Consider the following 20,196-nt stretch of genomic DNA (forward strand, 5'->3'; position numbering starts at 1 on the left):
ATGAATAGATGTTACTAGATTATAATAGTAGTATCAGAGTTTATGAGAAGGGGGCTTTTATTATGGACTTAAAAGATTTAAATAATTTCTATGATGAATTTTCGGAATATACTGAACTTAGAGTTCATGAAAATTCATCTACTAGGATATCAATAGTGGATGGTATAGTAATGACAAATTCAAAGACTACTTGTGGAGGAGTTAATGCAAGAGTATATATGGAAGGACACTGGGGATTTTCTTCAAGTTCTACAGTAAGCGATGAAGGTATAAGAAGAGTTATTAAGGAAGCAAAGAATAATGCAGAATTTTTGAAGAGCAAAGATCCTAATAAGGAATTCGAAGAATTAAAAGTTACGGACTATAGATTTGAAAAATCATTTGCAACTAAAAAATCAAGAAAGAGTCAAAAGGAACTTATTGATTTTGGAAGGACTGTATATAATCATATAAAAGAAACTTATAGTGGACTTTTATCAATAAGTGTAAATATAACTTGTGATGATACAGAAAAGCAAATACTTACTTCATCTAAGGCATACTATTATACACTAACTCCAAGAAGTAATGTGCTTGTGAACTTAGTTGTAGATAGGGATGGAGCACCAATACAGCTATCTCAAAACTTTGGAGGACTTGGACAATTTGAGGATAAATTTGATAAACCAGAAGATTTATATAAAGAGATAGATGAGTTATATAAGAAGCTTATTGAGAAAAAGGAAGGAATTTATCCTGAGGCAGGACTTAAGGATGTAATAATAGATTCCTCTATAGCTGGATTATTCGCTCATGAAGCCATAGGACATACAACAGAGGCGGACTTAGTGCTAGGAGGCTCTGTTGCGGGATATAATTTAGGGAAACAGGTGGCATCACCACTTATAACCTTAATAGATTTTGCTCACACAGCTTATGGAGAGACATGCCCAATGCCTATCTATATAGATGAAGAAGGCACTAAGGGGGAGGACGTTGTTATCATAGAAGATGGGGTTCTAAAAGCCTTCATGCACAATAAAGAAACTGCAAATATGTTTGGAGTAAATCCAACAGGCAATGCTAGGGCTACAGATTATTTTGATGAGCCTATAATAAGGATGAGAAATACATGTATTGCACCAGGTAATGAAAAACTTGAAGATATGATAGCTTCGATTGAAGATGGATATTACCTTGTAAGTGCAACTAATGGACAAGCTGATACTACTAGTGAGTTTATGTTTGGAATAAGTTTTGGATATGAAATAAAACATGGGAAGTTAGGCAGAGCAATATTAGACACCACTATCTCAGGCGTTGCCTTTGAGGTATTGAAGAGTGTAACTGCTGTTTCAGATGAACTTAAATGGAGCAGAGGCGGCTGGTGTGGAAAGAAACAGACAATAAAAGTAGGAATGGGCGGGCCATCTATTAAATGTAAGGTTAACATAGGGGGTAAATAGTTATGATAAATAAGAAATTGGGAGAAAAGAGCCTCCAATATATAAAGGATGCAGGAGCTGACAAAGCTTTCTACCATCTAGTTAAACATGAAAAAGTAGAGATAAATTTTAATAATACATCAATAGGATTATTTAGAACCACAGATCATAATGAAGTTACTCTTAAGGCTATAAAAGATAATAAATTATCAAAAATATCACTTACAAATCTTTCTGATGAAGAAGCTTTGAGAGAGCGCGCTTACACATTAATAGAGATGTGTGAAGCATCAGAAGAAGATGTAAATAATGATATATCAGAATTACAAGCTGCGGAGTGCTTCTCATCAGGTCCTGAAAAAGCTGATAAAGATAAAATATACATGCTTATAGAGAAACTTTTAAAAGAATGTGCAGAAAAATATCCGGCTATAAAGCTAAATGAAAGTTTTATATGTTTCAACAAAGTACAAGAGCATTTTATGAACTCTAACGGAGTTGATTTTAGAACTCAAGTCAACGAGTATACTATAAGCATAACTTATGCGGCAAAGGAAGAAGAAAAGTCATCTTCCTTTAACGGAATATTCTTGAGTGTAGCAGAACTTCCAGAGAATCTGCTTGAATTCGGAGGAATAAGAAGAAGTTTTGAAGAAAGCATAGATCAACTTAACTGTAAATCTATAAATGGAAAGTTTACAGGAAACGTAATAATAACTCCGGATTGTTTAATAGATCTTGTAACTATATATAACAATATATATCTGTCAGATTCATCATTAATTACTAAGACAAGTCTATTGAAAGATAAGCTTAACAAAAAGGTAGCTAGTGATTCCTTAACTATAAGTTGTAGCCCAACTGATGAGGATATAAGCAACAAGGTATTTGTCACTGCAGATGGACTAAAAACTGAGAATATAACCTATATAGAAAATGGAGTATTAAAGAGCTATCTTCTTACTTTATATGGTGCAAAGAAAACGGGTTTAGAGTTAAGGCCAACTGCTGAAATTATTAAAGTTAAGCCAGGAGAAAAATCTCTTGATGATATAATAAAATCTACAGAAAGAGGAATAATTCTTGGGAGATTTTCAGGGGGAAACCCTGCTTCTAATGGAGATTTCTCAGGGGTAGCAAAGAATAGTTACTATGTGGAAAATGGAGAGATAAAGTTTCCTCTTATAGAAACTATGATAAGCGGAAACCTATACGATATATTTAATTCTATAGAAGATATATCAAAAGAAGTCATAAATATGGGATATGCGGTACTTCCATGGGTAAAAATTTTCGGAGTAGTTATATCAGGAAAATAGAATATAAAGAAAATCATAAATAAATATTGAAAAAAATCTGGATGTTAGGGAAAAGTTAAATAAGATAAATACGGTGATAGGCAGTGACTTAATATAGTGTCTAAAGGAGATTAAATGAAAAGTTATTTTTATTTAATCTCCTTTATTTTATTATTTTTTTAAGACTTTCAAGATTTCTCCAATATACATTCTATGATAATCTTTTGCTGGATAAAGTTCATTTACATTCATATCTATAAAGTTATTAGGGTCTATATCATGAATATAGAGTTTTTTACATACTAGAACAAGCCTTGCTTCTTTAAAAGTTGGTGTTCCATCTATAAATTCAGGAGTAAGACCAGATTCCTTTACTTTATCACAGTCTCTACCTGATTTTGTTCCACAGATATTCAAAGCATCTCTATATTCTTCATCAAAAAAGCTTAGAGTGAAAGTGCCACTATTCTCAACAAATCCATAAGTGTGACGATGCTTTCTTACAAAAGAAAAGGATACATTTTTTCTCCACAGAACACCTAATCCTCCCCAGCTGGCTGTCATAGTATTAAAGTTATTTTCATCACCAGCTGTTATAAGCATCCAATCTTTTCCTATACATTTAAAGACATTATCGTCTATTTCATATGGTGAAATTTCAATAAATTCGTTCATAGAAAACCTCCTATAAAATTATTAACATAATTTCTTATATTATAACATATTTATATATTTTTTCTTAATTTTTAGATTTTTAAAAAAACATATAAATAAAATATTAAATTATACATTATAAAATATTAAAGTATTAACAAAAGTGATAAATAATGATAAAATAACAAAGTAATTCATGTCTAAAATCATAAAAAATCGACAAAATAAAAGTAATTATATAGATTTTAGTATATTTTTGATTAAAGATAATACATTTGTAGGAGGAATTTTGTGAAAAAGGGGCTTAATATTTTAATTGTGGGATTTGCTTTATTTTCTATGTTTTTTGGAGCTGGTAATCTTATTTTTCCACCTTATCTAGGTATTTCTAGTGGAAGTGAATGGATAAGTTCATTTACGGGATTTGTAATAGGCGATGTAGGACTTGCATTGCTAATTATGGTGATAATGGCAAAACATAATGGAAGCTTAAGTGAAGTAACCATGAAAATGGGTAAAAAGTTTAGTGTGATATTAGGTATAGTAATAATAACATGCTTAGGACCTCTTTTAGCTATACCGCGAACAGCTGCAACAACATTTGAAGTAGGAGTGCAGGGTATATTTCCTAATGCAAATCCGATAGTAAGTTCAATAATATTTTTTGCTATAACACTTATGTTAACCATAAAGCCATCGAAGGTTATAGATATAGTTGGAGAGTTTTTGACACCTGCTCTTCTTATATGCTTAATTATATTAATTACAAAAGGAATAATGAGTCCTATTGGAGAATTTACAGCTTCAAGGATAACAGATGTTTTTTCAACTGGATTAGCTCAAGGATATCAAACAATGGATGCTCTTGCATCTCTGATGTTTGCAGCTATTATAATGGAGAGTATAAGCAAGAAGGGGTATACTGATAAAAAACAAGTTATAAAGATGACATTCTATAGTGGCATAGTGGCTACAATAGGACTTGTATTAGTTTATGCTGGTCTTGCATATATAGGTGCACATTCAGCTAGTGTATATGACACGAATATACCTCAGACTCAACTTATAATAAGCATAACAGCTAGCCTTTTAGGAGAAGGTGGAAAGGTAGTACTAGGTCTTATAGTTGCATTAGCATGTCTTACTACTTCCATAGGTCTTACATCAGCATCAGCTAACTTTTATGAGAAATTATTTAAAGGAAAGTTTAGCTATAGTAGAATTGTAGTAATTATTTGTGCATTCAGTGCATTTGTATCAAACTTTGGAGTTTCAACTATAATAAAATTTTCGGCTCCAATATTAGAACTTATATATCCTATGAGTATAGTTTTAGTAGTTATGAATGCTTTTGATAATAAGATAAAGAAAAAATCAACTTATGCAGGAGCGGTATATACTACATTAGTTATAAGTATATTTAATCTTATGAACCAAAATGGATATATAGTTTCATTTCTAAAATATCTACCACTTAATTCTATAGGATTTAATTGGATTCTTCCGGCTATAATAGGTGGAGTTGTAGGAAGTATGATGAAAGTAAGATCTGTATAATTTAAGTGTAAAAAATTTTATTTAATAAAGAGTATGTTACAAAATATTTTTCATATGGTGTAGCATACTCTTTATATTTTTATAATAAAAGTTAAAAAATTAACGAAGTAATTAATTTTTGGCATATTAATATAACAAAAATACAATATCATTAAATTAAAATTATGAAATGAAAGATATTTAATTAATTTCAATATTTAACATTTAATAATAAATATTGTAAAAAAATTAATTTTGATATATAATTTACATGCGAATTAAATTGGGTATGTCGTTTATATTGTAAAGACTTATGTCAGATGTAAACGTAAAAGGAATGGGGAAAAGCCCCGCGTTGCCGGCGCTGTGTGCGAGAGGACACACCGAAGCATCTAAAAGATGTGAGCTGAAAGGCTTCCACTGTGATTAGCTAATCATGGGAAGGTAGGATGTGTACGTAAGAGATTAATAATCTCTATATTGCAAGTCAGAACACATACATTATCCAGGGAGTACTTTCAGGTAGATAAGCTGAAATTAAGAAATGCACAAATACGGGTGTATCAAATCTATTATAGATATTGGTACTCCCTTTTTTAATATAAAAAATGAAAGAAGGTGTACATTATAAAAAAAGTCAAAGGTGAAAAGCTATTTAAGTAAACGTTAAGATAATGAGGTTTTCACTATTTATATTTACAGTATAAGAGAAAATTTTGAGGACTATATGATAAGAGAGGGGAAAACTTAAATGAAAGAAAGAAAGAAATCTTGGAAAAGAATAGTACTTATATTAGTAATGTGCTTATCTATTCTTATTCCAAATAATTTAGTGTTTGCTGCTAGTACGGATAGTGAATTAGCAAAGACTCCAAGTGTATATTTTCAGTTTGATGATGGTAGAATACTTGAAGCAGATGAAACTAATACATTTACACTTAATACATTAGACCATGGTAAGTTTCATCTTAGAAATGCAGAGAAAATAAAGTTTGAGAATAAAGAACCGTATTTTAAATGCAGTGTTCCTATGAAAGAGGGAATAAGAAATTGGGATAATATATGGGTTACATCAAACGGAACTTTCAATGGATATGATATTAGAACAGTAGAAGCTAAGGTATATGATAGATCACCATTATTTGGGGGAGCAAAAGAAATAACAAAATTTAATATTAAAAATATATCATCAGAAATAGAAGAAATAAAGGCATATGTTGATGGAAAAGAAGTGTCAATGGACAAGCCTGTAGTATTTAATGGACGAGAAACAAAGAATGTTAAGATAAAGGGTAGAAAAAAAGATAGTACAGAATTTATTGATATAGATATACTAACTTCTGCTACCATATATAAAAAAAGTGGGAATTTTGGATACAATGATATTTTTGGAAATATATGGATAGAATCTAATAAAAATGAAGAATGCATATTTAATATAACTATGAATGATGGCACTGCAAGTATTGACTTTAAAGCTATTAATAAAGCTATTAAAATGGAAAATTTTCAAATAGAATATCCTAAGATTGCATATATTCAAAGATGGAATGCATTAGGAGGATACTATGTTGGTGTAACACCTAGCTGTAAGGATGATTCTAGGGAGACTAGTTATTATATTAACTTTAATCCAAGTAATACAAGTAATACAGAATTAGAGTGGAATGCATTAACTCCTGAGGTAGCAACTCATATGGTTGCCTATGGAAATGGAATAATACCAAAAAAAAGTGGAATTGCGCGTTTTGAGGTTACAAGCAAAGAAAATCCTAAGTTAAAGCAGATTGTAGAGATGGAATTTAGATATAAGAATCCACTTAAATCTGCTAGTATTGAAAATAAAGATTTAAACGTAAAAGAAGGAGAAGATTTAGAACTTAAAATAGCTGCTGTTCCTAGTAATGCAACAGAGCAGAGGTTTAATTGGTCTTATAGTAAAGAGGGAATTGTAAAGATTTCGGATTCCATATATTTACCATATTCAAATCAAGCAAATGATTATGAGACAAGACATCTTTTAACAGCACTTTCAGCTGGAAAAGTTAGGGTAACAGGAGTTCCATATGACGAGACAGGTGGGGCAAAACCTATAGTTTTTGATATTACTATTAAAGAAAATGATGAAGTAAAAATAGATTATTTAGAAATGGCAAAAGAAGACGTTGCTCATGGGGTTGAGTGTCTAGAATCAAAATCACACAACAAATATATGGATGAGTGGAATATTTTTGCTTTACTTAGAAGCGGGGGAAAGATCACTTTTGAAGATATAAAGTCATATGATAAATCTGCTGAATCAGAATATATCAATAATAAAGGACTTAGAATAACAGATTATGCAAGAATGATGTTAGCATTTGGGTCTATGGATAAGACACCAGCAAATACTCCATGGGAAGAGAATCTTGTAGATTCAATGATAATGTCTACTAAAATGGAAAAGGAAACGTTAAATTGTCCTGTATTTGCGTTGATAGCTTTAGATAGTAAAAATATAAATATTCCCCCAAATAGTATATGGACTAGAGAAAAATTTATTGATCATATATTAAAATTTCAAGCTGTTGATGGTAGTTTTAGTCTTTATAGGGGAGAAAAAACAGGTAGTGTTGATATGACAGCAATGGCATTACAGTCACTTGCACCATATTATATAAAAGGAAATGAAAACATACAGGCACCAGTTCACAAGGCTCTTGAATATCTTCGTTCAAGGATAGATGAATGTTGTGGATATGATGGAAATGCATGTTCATCAGCTCAGGTACTTACGGCCTTAACATCTTTAAACATAGATCCTGTTACAGCGGAAGGCTTTACTCTTGGAAGAAAAAATCTTATAACAAATCTTCACAGTTTCAAAAAAGATATAGGTTTTTCAGTAGATGAAAATGGAAACGGTGATAATTCATTTGCAAATACACAAGTAACCTATGCATTAGAATCATATTTACGTTTTGTAGAAGGAAGAACAAGATTATATGATTTTACTGATGTTGACGGGCAGATTGATAAAGAAGTAAAAGAACTTAAAATAGAAAAGGAAAATGCAAATAAAGAGTTAGAAAACTATAAGGACAAGAAAAATTATAGAGAGGCTCAACAAAGAGAACTTTTGGAAAAAATTGAATTGGGAAAGGCAGAAATAGATAAAGCAAATAGTAAAGATGCAGTTAAAGAAGCTTTATCAAAGATAAAGAAGGCATTAGATAATATAAAGACAGATGAACAATTTATAAAAGAAAGTACTTTTGTACCAGGAAAGATAGAAGATGGAAGTGGAAAGATTGTACTGGAAGGAGAAATTCTTCCAAATACAGTTATAGAAGCAACAAAAATTAATAATGAAGATATACCAGAAGGAATAAAAAGATTTATAGGTAAAAATCAAGAAATAGCGAGAGCTTATGATATTCATATAAAAAAAGGAAACTTAAAGGGAAATGCTATTGTAACCTTTGATTTAGGTAAGATTTATGAAGATAAGAATGTAATAGTAAAACACCTGAAGAAAACTGGAGAAGTAGAAAGCTTTGATAAAAATGTTAAGGATGGAAAGATAAGCGTTAAGATAAGTGAGCTTTCGCCATTTGTAGTTTTAGTTGAAAAAGAAGAAGTAAATCCAACGGACTATAAGAGAATATCAGAATTAGGATTAGCAAATGGTATTGAAAATCTCTTAACAAAGCCACATAGTGCTTTTGGGGATGAAAATGTATTGTTTTCTATATTAAGAGGTGGAGAAAAAGTAAAACAGGATATAATAGACTCATATCTTAAATCTGCAGAAGATAAGTATAATGATGAGGAAATTTGTAATCCACAAGAATTATGGATATTGGGAATATTGGGGAAAACTTTTGATGATCCAACTTGGATGTATGATTTAGTTAATTTTGAATTAGGTCTTTCATCAGAAATGAATAAGGGTAGCATTGAAATGCCAGCATATACATTAATAGGATACGACTGTAGAAATTATCAACCAGAAGAAGTATTATGGGACAGAGAAGAATTAGTTAAACTAATTTTAAGGTATCAGGGGGAAGATGGAAGTTTTAAGAATATGCAAAGTGATAAGAACGGAAATGTAAATATTACATCGATTGCAATTCAAGCTCTAGCTCCATACTATAAAAAAGGTGATGCTAATGTAAAAACAGCAGTAGACAAGGCATTGACTTATATGAAATCAATGTTAAATGAAGAAGGTGGATATGAAGATGCAACAAGTTGTGCAAATGGAATAATCGCATTAACTTCATTAGGAATTGACCCAACAAATGCAGAAGGATTTATAAAGGGTAATAAGAACCTAATTACTGCATTGGCTAAATTTAAAGCGGAAGAAGAGAATGATGTAAAAACAGCAGTAAATGCTACAAATGCATATAATTCATATCTGCTATTTATTAACAACAAAGTTGGATTATATGATTTAAATGATAGATCAGAGGAAGAAACAAAAGCTGAGGAATTAGCAGATGCAAAAGAAAAGGCAATTTCAGAAATTGAAAACTATAAGGATGCTAATGATTACAGAGAAGAGCAACAGAAAGAATTATCAGAAAAAGTATCAGCTGCAAAAGAAGTAATAAACAGTGCAGAAAATAAAGAAGAGGTAGAAGATGCTTTAAAATCTGCAAAATCAGGAATTGATACAATAAAGACAGATACTCAGTTAAATGAAGAATTAAAATCAATAAAAGATGAAGCTATAAAGGATCTTGAACAATATAAGGAAAATGATGAAAAACTATATGGGAAAAATGAATGGAAATATATTAACAATTACAAGAAAAGTGGTAAGAAAGAAATACTAAATGCAAAAGATGCAAAAGAAGTTGAAAAAGCATTAAAGGTTGCAAAAGAAAGAATAGATAACGAAAAGACACTTGAACAAATTGAGAAAAACAATCAGAAAAAAGCAAACGAAGTTATAGAAAAAATTAAGAAATTAGAGTCTATGGAAGCGCCAGATAAAGCAGCTGTTGATGAAGTAAGAGCTGCATATAGTGGTCTTAATCGTAAGCAAAAAGAGTTAGTTGCAAATTATGATAAACTTATAAATGCAGAAAAGAGAATGTTAGAAAACAATACAGCTGGATATTTCTATTTATCAATGGAAAAAATAACAATTGGCCAAGGCTATTTGGTTAAACCTGTAAAAGTTCCATATTGCAAAGGGGACAATCTTGGAGCTGCATTAGTGAGATATTATAATATAAATAAAATGTATGCTAACACAGGCTATGAAAAATATGGTCAATTTTATCTAGCTAGTATAGTAGACTCTGGAAAATTAGAAGCAGAATTCCCTGAATATATAAAGGAATATGCAGAAAAGAATGGTATTGAATTTAGAAATCCAAGAGAAAGTAGTTCTCTAGGAGAATTTGATTACTCACAATTTTCTGGATGGGTATTTACTGTTGATAATGTCCATTCTCCAGTAGGTGCAAGTGGTGTAACCCCTAAGGATGGAATGGTAGTAAGATGGGCATTCACTGTAGTTGGACTAGGGAGTGATTGCTGGAACACTGGTTGGGGAGATCCAATTATACCAGTAGCAATTGATAAGAGTAATGTAATAAAAGCTATTGCAGATTTTGATTCAAACCCTGAAAAAGAAGAACTTTTAAAGGATAATGGAGTAAAAGAAGCATATAACACATTATTTGCAGATAGTTTAAACTGGAAAGCAGATCAAAATGTATTAGATAATTCAACTTCACAGCTTTCAGAATCTATTAAAGCAGCAGAAAAGAAAAAAGCTGAAGCTGAGGAATTAGCAGTTGCAAAAGAAAAAGCAGTTGCAGAAATGGAAAACTATAAGAACGCTAATGACTACAGAGAAGAGCAACAGAAAGAATTAGCAGAAAAAGTATCAGCTGCAAAAGAAGCAATAAATAATGCAGAAAATAAAGAAGCGGTAGCAGAGTCTTTAAAAGCTGCAAAATCAGGAATTGATATAATAAAGACAGATGCACAGCTAAAGGAAGAAGAGCAAGCAGTAAAGGAAAAAGCAGCAAAGGAATTAGCTGAGGCCAAGACAAACGCAATTGCAGAAATTGAAAACTATAAGAATGCTAATGACTACAGAGAAGAGCAACAGAAAGAATTAGTAGAAAAAGTATCAGCTGCAAAAGAAACAATAAATAATGCAGAAAATAAAGAAGCGGTAGCAGAGTTTTTAAAAGCTGCAAAATCAGGAATTGATACAATAAAGACAGATGCACAGCTAAATACCAAAGAAAATAAGGTTGTAGAAAAATTAGAAAATAATAAAGAAGAAATTTCTAATAAAGATAATGAGAAAGAAAATAATATTCCAAAAACAGGAGATGGACAAGAAGTAGAACTAATGTTAATGCTAGGATTACTATCACTTGCAGGATTTTATGCAACTCATAATAGAATAAAGAAAAATAATGCATAATAAATCATTTTTGTTCTCTGTCAAAGAGAGTTGGTAAAGAATAAAATCATATTCTATATCAAATGTTTGGAGTAGAATAAAATCTAATAAAAGAAGACATATAAGAATCTGAAGTGCGCCCCAAATGGTAGATGTAAATCTAGTCTTTGGTGGTGCATTTTTTATTGAAAAACATAGAAATCAAATCTTCATAAAGAACATATAATAATATAAATCAATATTTATGGAGAAGCTATGTATATAGAGGAGATATTGTTAGAGAAATTTCAAGAATTAGAGAGGTTAAAGAATAAATTAATCTACGATAGTGAAGATGATGCTCATGACACAATTAGAAAAATGGAAGACCTAGAGTTGGAGCTTGGACTTTTAGCAAAGAGGTTTAAGGATGTTTGGATAAGAGAAGAAGTAGACGAAAGTGACTATACCTCTATAATTAATAAAAATTCTATTTAAAGTGTAAATAAGATATAGTTGTAGTACAATAACAAAATAATGATAAATTTTTAAGATGTAAACCTATTAAGGGATTTACATCTTTTTTTGTTTCTTAGGGGAATTTATATAAATTTGTGCATAAATATTCATGGAATAATAAGAGACAGAGAGATTATAAAATGAAGTTATAAAAGAAAACATTGATAATGGAAACCTTAAAAAATGGGTAACAGAAGCTAAATCAAAAATGGATTTTCAAGTTGAATAAAGACACTAATACTAAAAATGTAATTAATTAGCAATAAATCTTGGTTGTGATGATATGAAAAAAGATGATATAATAAAAGATATGATGATGTACAAGCTGTTTAATATGTATAAAAGTTGGGGGGACAGATATTGAAAAAAATTTATATAATGTTTAGTCATACAGGAACTAATTTTTCTAGATTTTTAAAGGTATCAACCCAATCACCTTATACTCATGTATCAATAGCTTTAGACAAAGATTTTAAAAGACTATATTCTTTTGGACGAGAAAGTTTATCTGAGCACCCATTGCAAGCTAGGTTTGTTCATGAAAAGATAGATGATGGAGTCTACAAAGAACTGGCTCATAGAGCAGTATGTTGTATCTATGAAGTTAATGTAAATAATGAACAATATAAAAAAGCTGAGGAAATTTTAAGAGTGTTTAAACGTAAATATAAGGCAAGCTATAATTTCTTGGGAATACTTTTTATACCATTAAGAATTACATTTAGGCCTAAGGATAAATTTGTTTGCTCACAGTTTATAGCATATATATTGAATAATGCAGGTATTATGGACTTTGGTAAACATATAAACCTTATTACACCAAATGATATTTTAAACAAAATAATAGGTAAAAAAGTTTATGAAGGTTATGTGAGAGACTACTTCAAGGTTATATTACCAGAAGAGGTAGCTATTACTTCTTATGCAAATATTAGTGCAGTGAGATAAATGAATTATAATTAAAATTAAATATGATGATATGAAATAACCCTCAACAAATTAGTTTTGCTGAGGGTTTAAAACTGATATTAATTAAACCTTTTTCTAATAAGCAGGATTTGATTATTTATTCTCAATTATTTTTAAAAATCTATCGATATATCTTTGATCTAAACTGCAAAGTTCACAGTTATCTGTTGAGGATATCTTTTGAGATTTACCAGTATCCATAATTAAGTCGTCAAATATTTCAAGTTCCAAATAAGTATCTTCAAAAGGGCTATTTGCTTGATAAAAGTTTATTTTTTTACCATCCTTAAAATTTACAATGTAATAAAAATCACCGGCATGTCCTCTTAAAACTTTAAGAAATTTACCTTGGAATCCAGTTTCAACTTTAGAAATATCATTATAAGAATATGAAGTTCCTTTTAGGTTGTAGAAACTGTAATCGACAATTTGATTTTTTGTTACCACAGTGATGCTGGTAATGCATACATATAATAAAAATAGATTAAAAATAACAGTTGTGACAATGTGCTTTCTTATAAAATTAAATAACTCATTTGCCCACTTCCACTCTACATTTTTTACTCTTTTATATAATGCTGCAGTAAATAACACAATAAGTTCTATTTCAAAAAACAAAAACAAGTAACTATATGGAGATTTGAACATAAACATTAAATAGTCGTTTGGAACGAATATATTTTCCTGAAGTTTTGTAATACCGATAAAAATAATAATAGATAAAACTAGGATGGTAATAAGACCTAATAACAAAGAAACTGTACCTTTAAATTTTTTATTAGGTTGTTTTAAAAACTTACTCCATGTTAATGTTAATAATATTGTACATATTATTGCTACAAAACTATTTATACCAATGAACTCGTAGTTCTCTCTACTAATGTTGGTAAAAAGCCATAACAATGGACCACTGAGAATCAATGTATATAAAAGTACACTAGATAATGAAAATTCACTAAGTTCCTTTATTTCATATAGCATTTCATTAAATTCTTCGCCCTCAATATATTCAAAATCTTCATAGTATTGAACTAAATCTAGATTGGGATTTTTCTTCAGGTCTTTTAATAAAACTTCAATAGTACTTTTTTTACGTACAAGATTTATTTCTTTTCCATCTAAGTTTTTAATCTCATTTTGTAAAATATAATGTAATGAAATTTCTCCTTGGGTAAACTCTTTTATTTTAGAAATTGGAACATCTAGCTTTCTAAGAATTTTTATTCTACGTAATTCAGTGATATTATTTTCAGTATAATCTCTGTAAGTATTAGAATTTCTCTTTATAGAAATTAGTCCCTGGCTTTCATAATATCGAATTGTTTTTGCTGGTAAACCAGTTAATAGCTCGGCGTCTTTTATCTTCATGCTGAATATCCTCCTATGTAGTTGATTTTATGTATATTAAACACCTTACAGTCACTGGAATGTCAACAACTTTTCCTATAAACTCAATTTAATTAGATATAAAATGAGTTTATAGGAATACGAGTAATGTAAGCGCATACTCAGATTATTAACTTTTCACTATTTAAGAATAGGTCTATTACTATCAATAACCTTGTCCACATCGAAGAAACGCTTATTTACATTTTCTTTATCTTTGAAAAAGGTAAAACCATCTATATTAAAGCGAGGCATTATAACTATATCATTAAGAATTTGATCTTTTACGCTTCTAGCTACATTACAGTAGATTTCAAACCCATGATTCTTAGCAATATCTAGGTTTTTATTTTGTAATGTTGTACCGAAAGGTGCTATAAATAGAGTAGTCTCTCCAACGATAGGAGATATCTGATCACGCCACTTGTTAAAATCGTATACCAGTTTATTGTAAACAGGATTTTGACCGAAATAACCGTCTCCGTTATGAGTGTAGGAGTGACTTGCAAAAAGCCAGCCTGTTTCTTTTAATCTAGTTACTACTTTTTTAGCCTCGGCTTTATCTTCATCGGTGGTTAATCTATAACCAAGAACGCCTTCATATCCTGTTACTGCTAAGACACCTTTAGCACCCTTATAAGAAAACTCTGGATGAGATTTTATGTAGTCATCTAATATAGGAACCATATCACCATCTCTAGTTATTTGAGTACCATTGTATGGTGTGCGAACTAAAGTTGATACTTGATTTTCATTGTCTAGGACTAGTTTATCAGCAAAACCATCAGGTCTCATATAGTCATAGTAGTTTACATCATCTTGAGATATTATAAGAGGTTTTTTATCTTTAGGAAGATAGATATCGTTTCTCACCATTTTGCCATCTGAATCTTTTTTGTATACATCATTAAGCTTTACGAGAACAAATCCTCTCTCCTGAAGTAGGGGAAGGATCTTCTGAAATTCATTTACTGTTGCAAACCACATATTATAACCTTCGGCATCATGACCATAATTATCAAAGGCTAATTCTGGGTATATTATTAAACTGTGAAAAAAAATATGTTCAATAGCACCCTCATATTTTACAAAGCTGCTTCTATAGGACTTATACTCTTCTACTTTATCCTGAATTTTATCATCTACTAAATCAGGATTAGAAAGAAGTTTTTCGATAGCTTCATCTACAAAATAACCTCTTTTTAAGTTTTCAGCTTCCTCAAGAACAAGATTTTGTCTTGAAACCTTTTCTGCATCTAGTGTTGGAGAAAAGAAATTTTCTTCTTTTACAGTTGACAAATTATCTTGTTTTAAGGATAAATTTATAAAGATAAGACAAATTAACAATAATATGAAAGCGAAAGATTTTAATAATCTCTTCAAATAATATCACTCCTAATTATAAATTTAATAGGCTTATTAATATTATAATGAAAATTCCGTATATTTAGGTAAAAAATTAGTGACAGATACTGAAAAATTATAAATTTAATAATTTTATGAAATAAACTCTGCATATAAAAAGGATATCTAAATATGATATTAATCATTTTTAGATATCCTTATATTGAAAATTAAATTACTAGAATAGTAAAGTGAATATTAAAGCAGCACAAATACCACCGCAAATTGGAGCTATTACAGGAAGCCAAGCGTATCCCCAGTCAGAATCTCCTTTATCCTTTATAGGAAGTATAGCATGAGCTATTCTTGGTCCAAGGTCTCTAGCTGGATTTATAGCATATCCAGTAGTTGCACCTAAAGATAGACCTATAACTAAAATTATTAGTCCAACTATGAATGGTCCAAAACCATCAACAGAAGTAGTATTACCAACACCTAATATTGTAAATACAAGTACAAAAGTTCCTATAAATTCAGATATGAAGTTGAAAGGTGTATCCTTTATAGCAGGAGCTGTGCAGAAAACACCAAGCTTAGTAGCCTTATCTTCTGTTACATCAAAGTGAGGCTTGTACATTAGATAAACAAGTACAGCACCAAGTATAGCGCCTGCCATTTGACATCCTATATATCCTGGTACCATAGACCAAGCTATCTTTCCTATAGCTGCCATTCCTAATGTAACTGCAGGATTGAAGTGAGCTCCTCCGATTGGCCCGAATATATAAACTGGAATTGCAACAGCTAAAGCCCATCCAAAAGCAATAACTATCCATCCGGAATTTTGAGCTTTAGATTTATTAAGAGAAACAGCACAGCATACGCCATCACCTAATAGAATTAGCAGCATAGTTCCTAGAAATTCACTTAAATAAGCTGACATATAGAACACTCCTTTTATATTATTTTAAAATTTGATTACTTAGCCCATCCTTTTGATCTCTTAACGGCTTCATGCCATCCTTCTAAAAGTTCAGCACATTTTTCATCATTCATTTCTGAATCAAATTTTCTTGATACAGCCCAGTGTTTCTTTACATCATCTTTGTCTTTCCAATACCCTACTGCTAGACCAGCTAAATATGCAGCACCAAGAGCTGTTGTTTCTATAACTTCAGGTCTTTGTACCTCAACGCCTAGTATGTCAGATTGGAATTGCATTAAGAAGTTGTTAGCACAAGCTCCTCCATCAACCTTTAATGCTTGTAGTTTGATTGAAGAATCTTCTTCCATAGCTTTTAAAACATCATAAGTTTGATAAGCTAGAGATTCAAGAGTAGCTCTTATAAAGTGTTCTTTTTTAGTTCCTCTAGTAAGTCCAACTATAGTTCCTCTTGCATAGGAATCCCAGTGAGGAGCACCGAGTCCAACAAATGCAGGAACCATGTAAACCCCATTAGTATCCTCAACAGCCTCTGCATATTTCTCGGATTCAGGAGATGTCTTTATCATTCTAAGCTCATCTCTTAACCATTGGATGGCAGCGCCAGCTACAAATATACTTCCTTCTAAAGCGTATTCAACCTTACCATCGATTCCCCATGCTATAGTAGTTAGTAAGCCATTTTTAGATTCAACAGCAGTTTCGCCAGTATTCATAAGCATGAAACATCCTGTACCATAAGTATTCTTTGCAGTACCAGGTTCATAGCAGCATTGTCCGAATAGGGCAGCTTGTTGGTCACCAGCTACACCAGCTATAGGAATCTCTTTTCCAAATAGGGAAGAATCAGAATATCCATATATGCAGCTTGAAGGTTTAACTTCAGGGAGTACTGATGTAGGTATATTTAATTTTGCTAGAATATCTTCATCCCACTTTAATTCATGAATATTGAAAAGCAATGTTCTAGAAGCGTTTGAGTAATCGGTTACATGAACCTTGCCCTTTGTTAAATTCCATATTAGCCAAGTATCGATTGTACCAAATAAAAGATTGCCATTTTCAGCTTCTTCTCTTGCACCTTCTACATTATTGAGAATCCAGTTTAATTTTGTTCCTGAGAAATAGGCATCAAGAATAAGTCCTGTTTTTTCTTTTAGATATTTATCATATCCTTCTTCTCGTAGTTTGTCACAGAAATTAGCTGTTCTTCTGCATTGCCATACTATAGCATTGTATATGGGTACTCCGGTATTCTTGTTCCAAACCACGGTTGTCTCTCTTTGATTTGTTATGCCTATACCAGCTATTTCATCTGCAGTTGCGCCTATTTTAGCCATAGCTTCTGTAGCAACACTAAGTTGGGTAGACCATATTTCCATAGGGTCATGCTCAACCCATCCAGCATGTGGGTAAATTTGAGTAAACTCCTTCTGAGCAACACTAATTATAGAGCCAGTTTCATCAAAAAGTATGCAGCGAGAACTAGTAGTACCTTGATCTAATGACATCATATACTTTGGCATAAAAAAACTCCCCCTTCAAATTTTATGGCTTAATACTTATACAAATATATAATCAAAAAAGCCAATAATTATGCCAAGATTAAAAAATCTTCGTATAATTATTGGCTCTCTTAAATCTCATGCCATTAACCGTATTTAGTTATCATTCCAAAGCTTTTTCTCAGTAGTTGAAACTGCAAGAGCTCCTGCTGATAGACATTCAAATACCTCATTTTTAGAATTTATTAGTCCGCCGGCTATTACGGAAGCAGAAGTTTCTTTATTGATTATAGAAATTGCCTTTTGACACAATCCTGGCATAATCTCTACAGCTGATGGATTTACTGTATTTATATTTGCGATTCCTGTTTTTAAGGACAATGAATCTATTATAAAAATACGTTGTATAGACATTAGCCCTAAGTGATTTGCATATCGTATATTAGATGGTTTAGTTGTTATTATGCCTAGAGGATTAGCAGATCTTTTTATGAACTCAATGCCTTCTGAATCTCCTTTTAGTCCTTCTATAAGGTCTAAGTGAATAAAAAACTTTTTATGATGCCTTGTAAGTTTTTCAGATATCTTTGATATTGTAAGTAAAGTCCCATATAAAACGAATATTAATTCAATATCGCTTTCTAAAGCGCAGGATAGTTCTTCATCATTTCTAACTGCTGCAATAACTGGGTTGTCTAAGAGTATATCTCTTAAATAAGTGTCTCTCATATGTAAAACCTCCTTTTGATTAATATTATACTTTACTTTTAGGTCTATTACATTATATGATAGATAACTTGATTTTAGAAGTAAAAAATGTATAAAAATATAATTTAAATTTAGTTGATAAACGTAGAAAATACAAAGTCTTTAAAGAAAAATAGCCATAATATAAGATGACTATCTTATATTATGGCTATTTTTAATTATGCTACTTATGGCGCCTAGAGAATAACTTATATCTTCTAGAGTTGTGAAATGTGAGAAACTAAATCTCACAGTACCCTTTGGGAATGTGTTAAGAGCTTTATGAGCTGATGGAGCACAATGTAGTCCGCTCCTTGTAGAGATACCATAGTTTTTATTTAAAACATGACATATTATGCCATTATCCATACCTATGAAATCTAGAGATATAGTAGGAGTTCTATTTTCAATACCTTTAAGTCCTATAATGTTTATTCCATTTATAGAAGATATACCCTCAAGAAAAGCTGCAGTAAGCATTAATTCTTTTTCTCTTATATTAGATATTTCTTCTTTTAGAATATATTTTAAAGAAGCATTCAAACCATAGATACCAGGTATATTAGGCGTTCCTGATTCGAATTTGTCGGGCATATATAGGGGCTGAGTTTCAAGTTCAGAAAGACTGCCTGTTCCACCTTCTATAAGCGGTGATATATGACTGTTTAATTCGTTATTTATAAGAAAGCCTCCTATACCTTGAGGGCCTAATAATCCTTTATGTCCAGTAAAAGCTATTGCACTGGCATTGAGAGATTGAAAATCTAAATCTAAAAATCCAGCTGTCTGAGCACTATCAATAATAAAGAATAGGTTATGTTCTCTACAGATTTCTCCAACTTCTTTTAATGGAAGTATTGTACCACATACGTTAGAGGCATGTGTCATTATTACAGCTTTAGTATTTGATTTTATTAGATTAGGTAATGCAGATAAATCAAGCTGTCCTAAATTATCACATGGACATTTAGAAATTTGAATCCCGATTTTTTCTAATGAATTTAAAGGTCTCATCACAGCATTATGTTCCATTGAAGATACTATAACGTGATCATTTGGTTTTAGTAGACCCTTGATTAAAATATTTAAACTTTGAGTAATATTTCCGGTGAATATTACATTTTCTGGTTTCGAAAAATTAAATAATTCACAAAGAAGCTCTCTTGTTTCAAAAGCAATATTTTCAGCTTCAAAGGCTTTTGAGTATGCACCCCTATTTATGCTGGATCCTATATTTAGTATATAATTTGTTATAGCTTCAGCAGTTCCAGGTGCTTTTGGAAAGCTGGTAGCTGCGTTATCTAAATAAACATTTTTCATATATATACCCCCTCTAAGTTCAAATATATAGTAGTAGTTTTTTTTATTCAATCCGCATAGATAAAATCTATAGAATTTAAGATATCTATTTAAATGTGGAATAGATATACGAGATCATTAGGCAAGTATTGATTTAACATATAGATAAAGG

At 30.9% G+C, this 20,196-nt stretch carries 13 protein-coding genes; 6 read left to right on the plus strand and 7 right to left on the minus strand.

The window, feature by feature from the left end; all coding sequences use genetic code 11:
- Nucleotides 1-62: 62 nt before the first annotated feature.
- Both KQH81_RS00660 and KQH81_RS00665 read left to right on the plus strand, forming a co-directional pair.
- On the plus strand, nucleotides 63-1,445 hold the full coding sequence (locus KQH81_RS00660; RefSeq protein ID WP_027638974.1) for a TldD/PmbA family protein: 1,383 nt from the start codon (nucleotides 63-65) through the stop codon (nucleotides 1,443-1,445).
- Nucleotides 1,446-1,447: 2 nt separating this feature from the next.
- Nucleotides 1,448-2,743: a TldD/PmbA family protein gene (locus KQH81_RS00665; protein ID WP_035770782.1), complete on the plus strand. Its 1,296-nt coding sequence runs from the start codon at nucleotides 1,448-1,450 to the stop codon at nucleotides 2,741-2,743.
- 150 nt (nucleotides 2,744-2,893) lie between these two features.
- On the opposite strand, the gene KQH81_RS00670 is transcribed toward KQH81_RS00665, so the two are convergent.
- Complete coding sequence (locus tag KQH81_RS00670; RefSeq protein WP_074844906.1) at nucleotides 2,894-3,397, minus strand: flavin reductase family protein; 504 nt, start codon at nucleotides 3,395-3,397, stop codon at nucleotides 2,894-2,896.
- A 270-nt stretch (nucleotides 3,398-3,667) separates the two neighbouring features.
- Between KQH81_RS00670 and brnQ the strand changes: the two genes are divergently transcribed.
- From brnQ to KQH81_RS00690, 4 genes are all read left to right on the plus strand, one after another.
- Entirely contained in the window at nucleotides 3,668-4,933 is a 1,266-nt protein-coding gene (gene brnQ, locus KQH81_RS00675; protein ID WP_178311548.1) for a branched-chain amino acid transport system II carrier protein, read from the plus strand.
- Nucleotides 4,934-5,663: 730 nt separating this feature from the next.
- A complete protein-coding gene (locus KQH81_RS00680; protein ID WP_178311546.1) occupies nucleotides 5,664-11,354 on the plus strand; it encodes a prenyltransferase/squalene oxidase repeat-containing protein in 5,691 nt (1,896 codons plus the stop codon).
- Nucleotides 11,355-11,588: 234 nt separating this feature from the next.
- Nucleotides 11,589-11,810 (plus strand): hypothetical protein, encoded by a 222-nt coding sequence (locus KQH81_RS00685; RefSeq protein WP_027638969.1) that lies wholly within the window; start codon nucleotides 11,589-11,591, stop codon nucleotides 11,808-11,810.
- Between the two features lie 381 nt (nucleotides 11,811-12,191).
- Entirely contained in the window at nucleotides 12,192-12,779 is a 588-nt protein-coding gene (locus KQH81_RS00690; protein ID WP_051196257.1) for a hypothetical protein, read from the plus strand.
- A gap of 114 nt (nucleotides 12,780-12,893) precedes the next feature.
- Here KQH81_RS00690 and KQH81_RS00695 read toward each other — a convergent pair whose 3' ends face one another.
- The 6 genes from KQH81_RS00695 to KQH81_RS00720 form a co-directional block, all read right to left on the minus strand.
- On the minus strand, nucleotides 12,894-14,168 hold the full coding sequence (locus KQH81_RS00695; RefSeq protein ID WP_027638968.1) for a MerR family transcriptional regulator: 1,275 nt from the start codon (nucleotides 14,166-14,168) through the stop codon (nucleotides 12,894-12,896).
- A 159-nt stretch (nucleotides 14,169-14,327) separates the two neighbouring features.
- A complete protein-coding gene (locus KQH81_RS00700; protein WP_051196256.1) occupies nucleotides 14,328-15,569 on the minus strand; it encodes a hypothetical protein in 1,242 nt (413 codons plus the stop codon).
- Between the two features lie 199 nt (nucleotides 15,570-15,768).
- On the minus strand, nucleotides 15,769-16,473 hold the full coding sequence (locus KQH81_RS00705) for an MIP/aquaporin family protein (protein ID WP_027638967.1): 705 nt from the start codon (nucleotides 16,471-16,473) through the stop codon (nucleotides 15,769-15,771).
- Between the two features lie 35 nt (nucleotides 16,474-16,508).
- On the minus strand, nucleotides 16,509-17,999 hold the full coding sequence (glpK, locus tag KQH81_RS00710) for a glycerol kinase GlpK (RefSeq protein WP_027638966.1): 1,491 nt from the start codon (nucleotides 17,997-17,999) through the stop codon (nucleotides 16,509-16,511).
- 135 nt (nucleotides 18,000-18,134) lie between these two features.
- Entirely contained in the window at nucleotides 18,135-18,707 is a 573-nt protein-coding gene (locus KQH81_RS00715; RefSeq protein WP_027638965.1) for a glycerol-3-phosphate responsive antiterminator, read from the minus strand.
- A gap of 171 nt (nucleotides 18,708-18,878) precedes the next feature.
- Nucleotides 18,879-20,045: an aminotransferase class V-fold PLP-dependent enzyme gene (locus KQH81_RS00720; protein ID WP_230028668.1), complete on the minus strand. Its 1,167-nt coding sequence runs from the start codon at nucleotides 20,043-20,045 to the stop codon at nucleotides 18,879-18,881.
- Nucleotides 20,046-20,196 lie beyond the last annotated feature (151 nt).

The sequence above is a fragment of the Clostridium cadaveris genome (genome assembly GCF_020911725.1).
Lineage (GTDB): Bacteria > Bacillota > Clostridia > Clostridiales > Clostridiaceae > Clostridium_X > Clostridium_X cadaveris.

What these genes read in the sequence shown, in the direction of transcription:
- KQH81_RS00680 (WP_178311546.1), top strand. Translation starts at nt 5,664, where the DNA reads ATGAAAGAAAGAAAGAAATCTTGGAAAAGAATAGTACTTATATTAGTA.
- KQH81_RS00705 (WP_027638967.1), bottom strand. Translation starts at nt 16,473, where the DNA reads ATGTCAGCTTATTTAAGTGAATTTCTAGGAACTATGCTGCTAATTCTA.
- glpK (WP_027638966.1), bottom strand. Translation starts at nt 17,999, where the DNA reads ATGCCAAAGTATATGATGTCATTAGATCAAGGTACTACTAGTTCTCGC.
- KQH81_RS00695 (WP_027638968.1), bottom strand. Translation starts at nt 14,168, where the DNA reads ATGAAGATAAAAGACGCCGAGCTATTAACTGGTTTACCAGCAAAAACA.
- KQH81_RS00665 (WP_035770782.1), top strand. Translation starts at nt 1,448, where the DNA reads ATGATAAATAAGAAATTGGGAGAAAAGAGCCTCCAATATATAAAGGAT.
- KQH81_RS00715 (WP_027638965.1), bottom strand. Translation starts at nt 18,707, where the DNA reads ATGAGAGACACTTATTTAAGAGATATACTCTTAGACAACCCAGTTATT.
- KQH81_RS00660 (WP_027638974.1), top strand. Translation starts at nt 63, where the DNA reads ATGGACTTAAAAGATTTAAATAATTTCTATGATGAATTTTCGGAATAT.
- KQH81_RS00685 (WP_027638969.1), top strand. Translation starts at nt 11,589, where the DNA reads ATGTATATAGAGGAGATATTGTTAGAGAAATTTCAAGAATTAGAGAGG.
- KQH81_RS00720 (WP_230028668.1), bottom strand. Translation starts at nt 20,045, where the DNA reads ATGAAAAATGTTTATTTAGATAACGCAGCTACCAGCTTTCCAAAAGCA.
- KQH81_RS00670 (WP_074844906.1), bottom strand. Translation starts at nt 3,397, where the DNA reads ATGAACGAATTTATTGAAATTTCACCATATGAAATAGACGATAATGTC.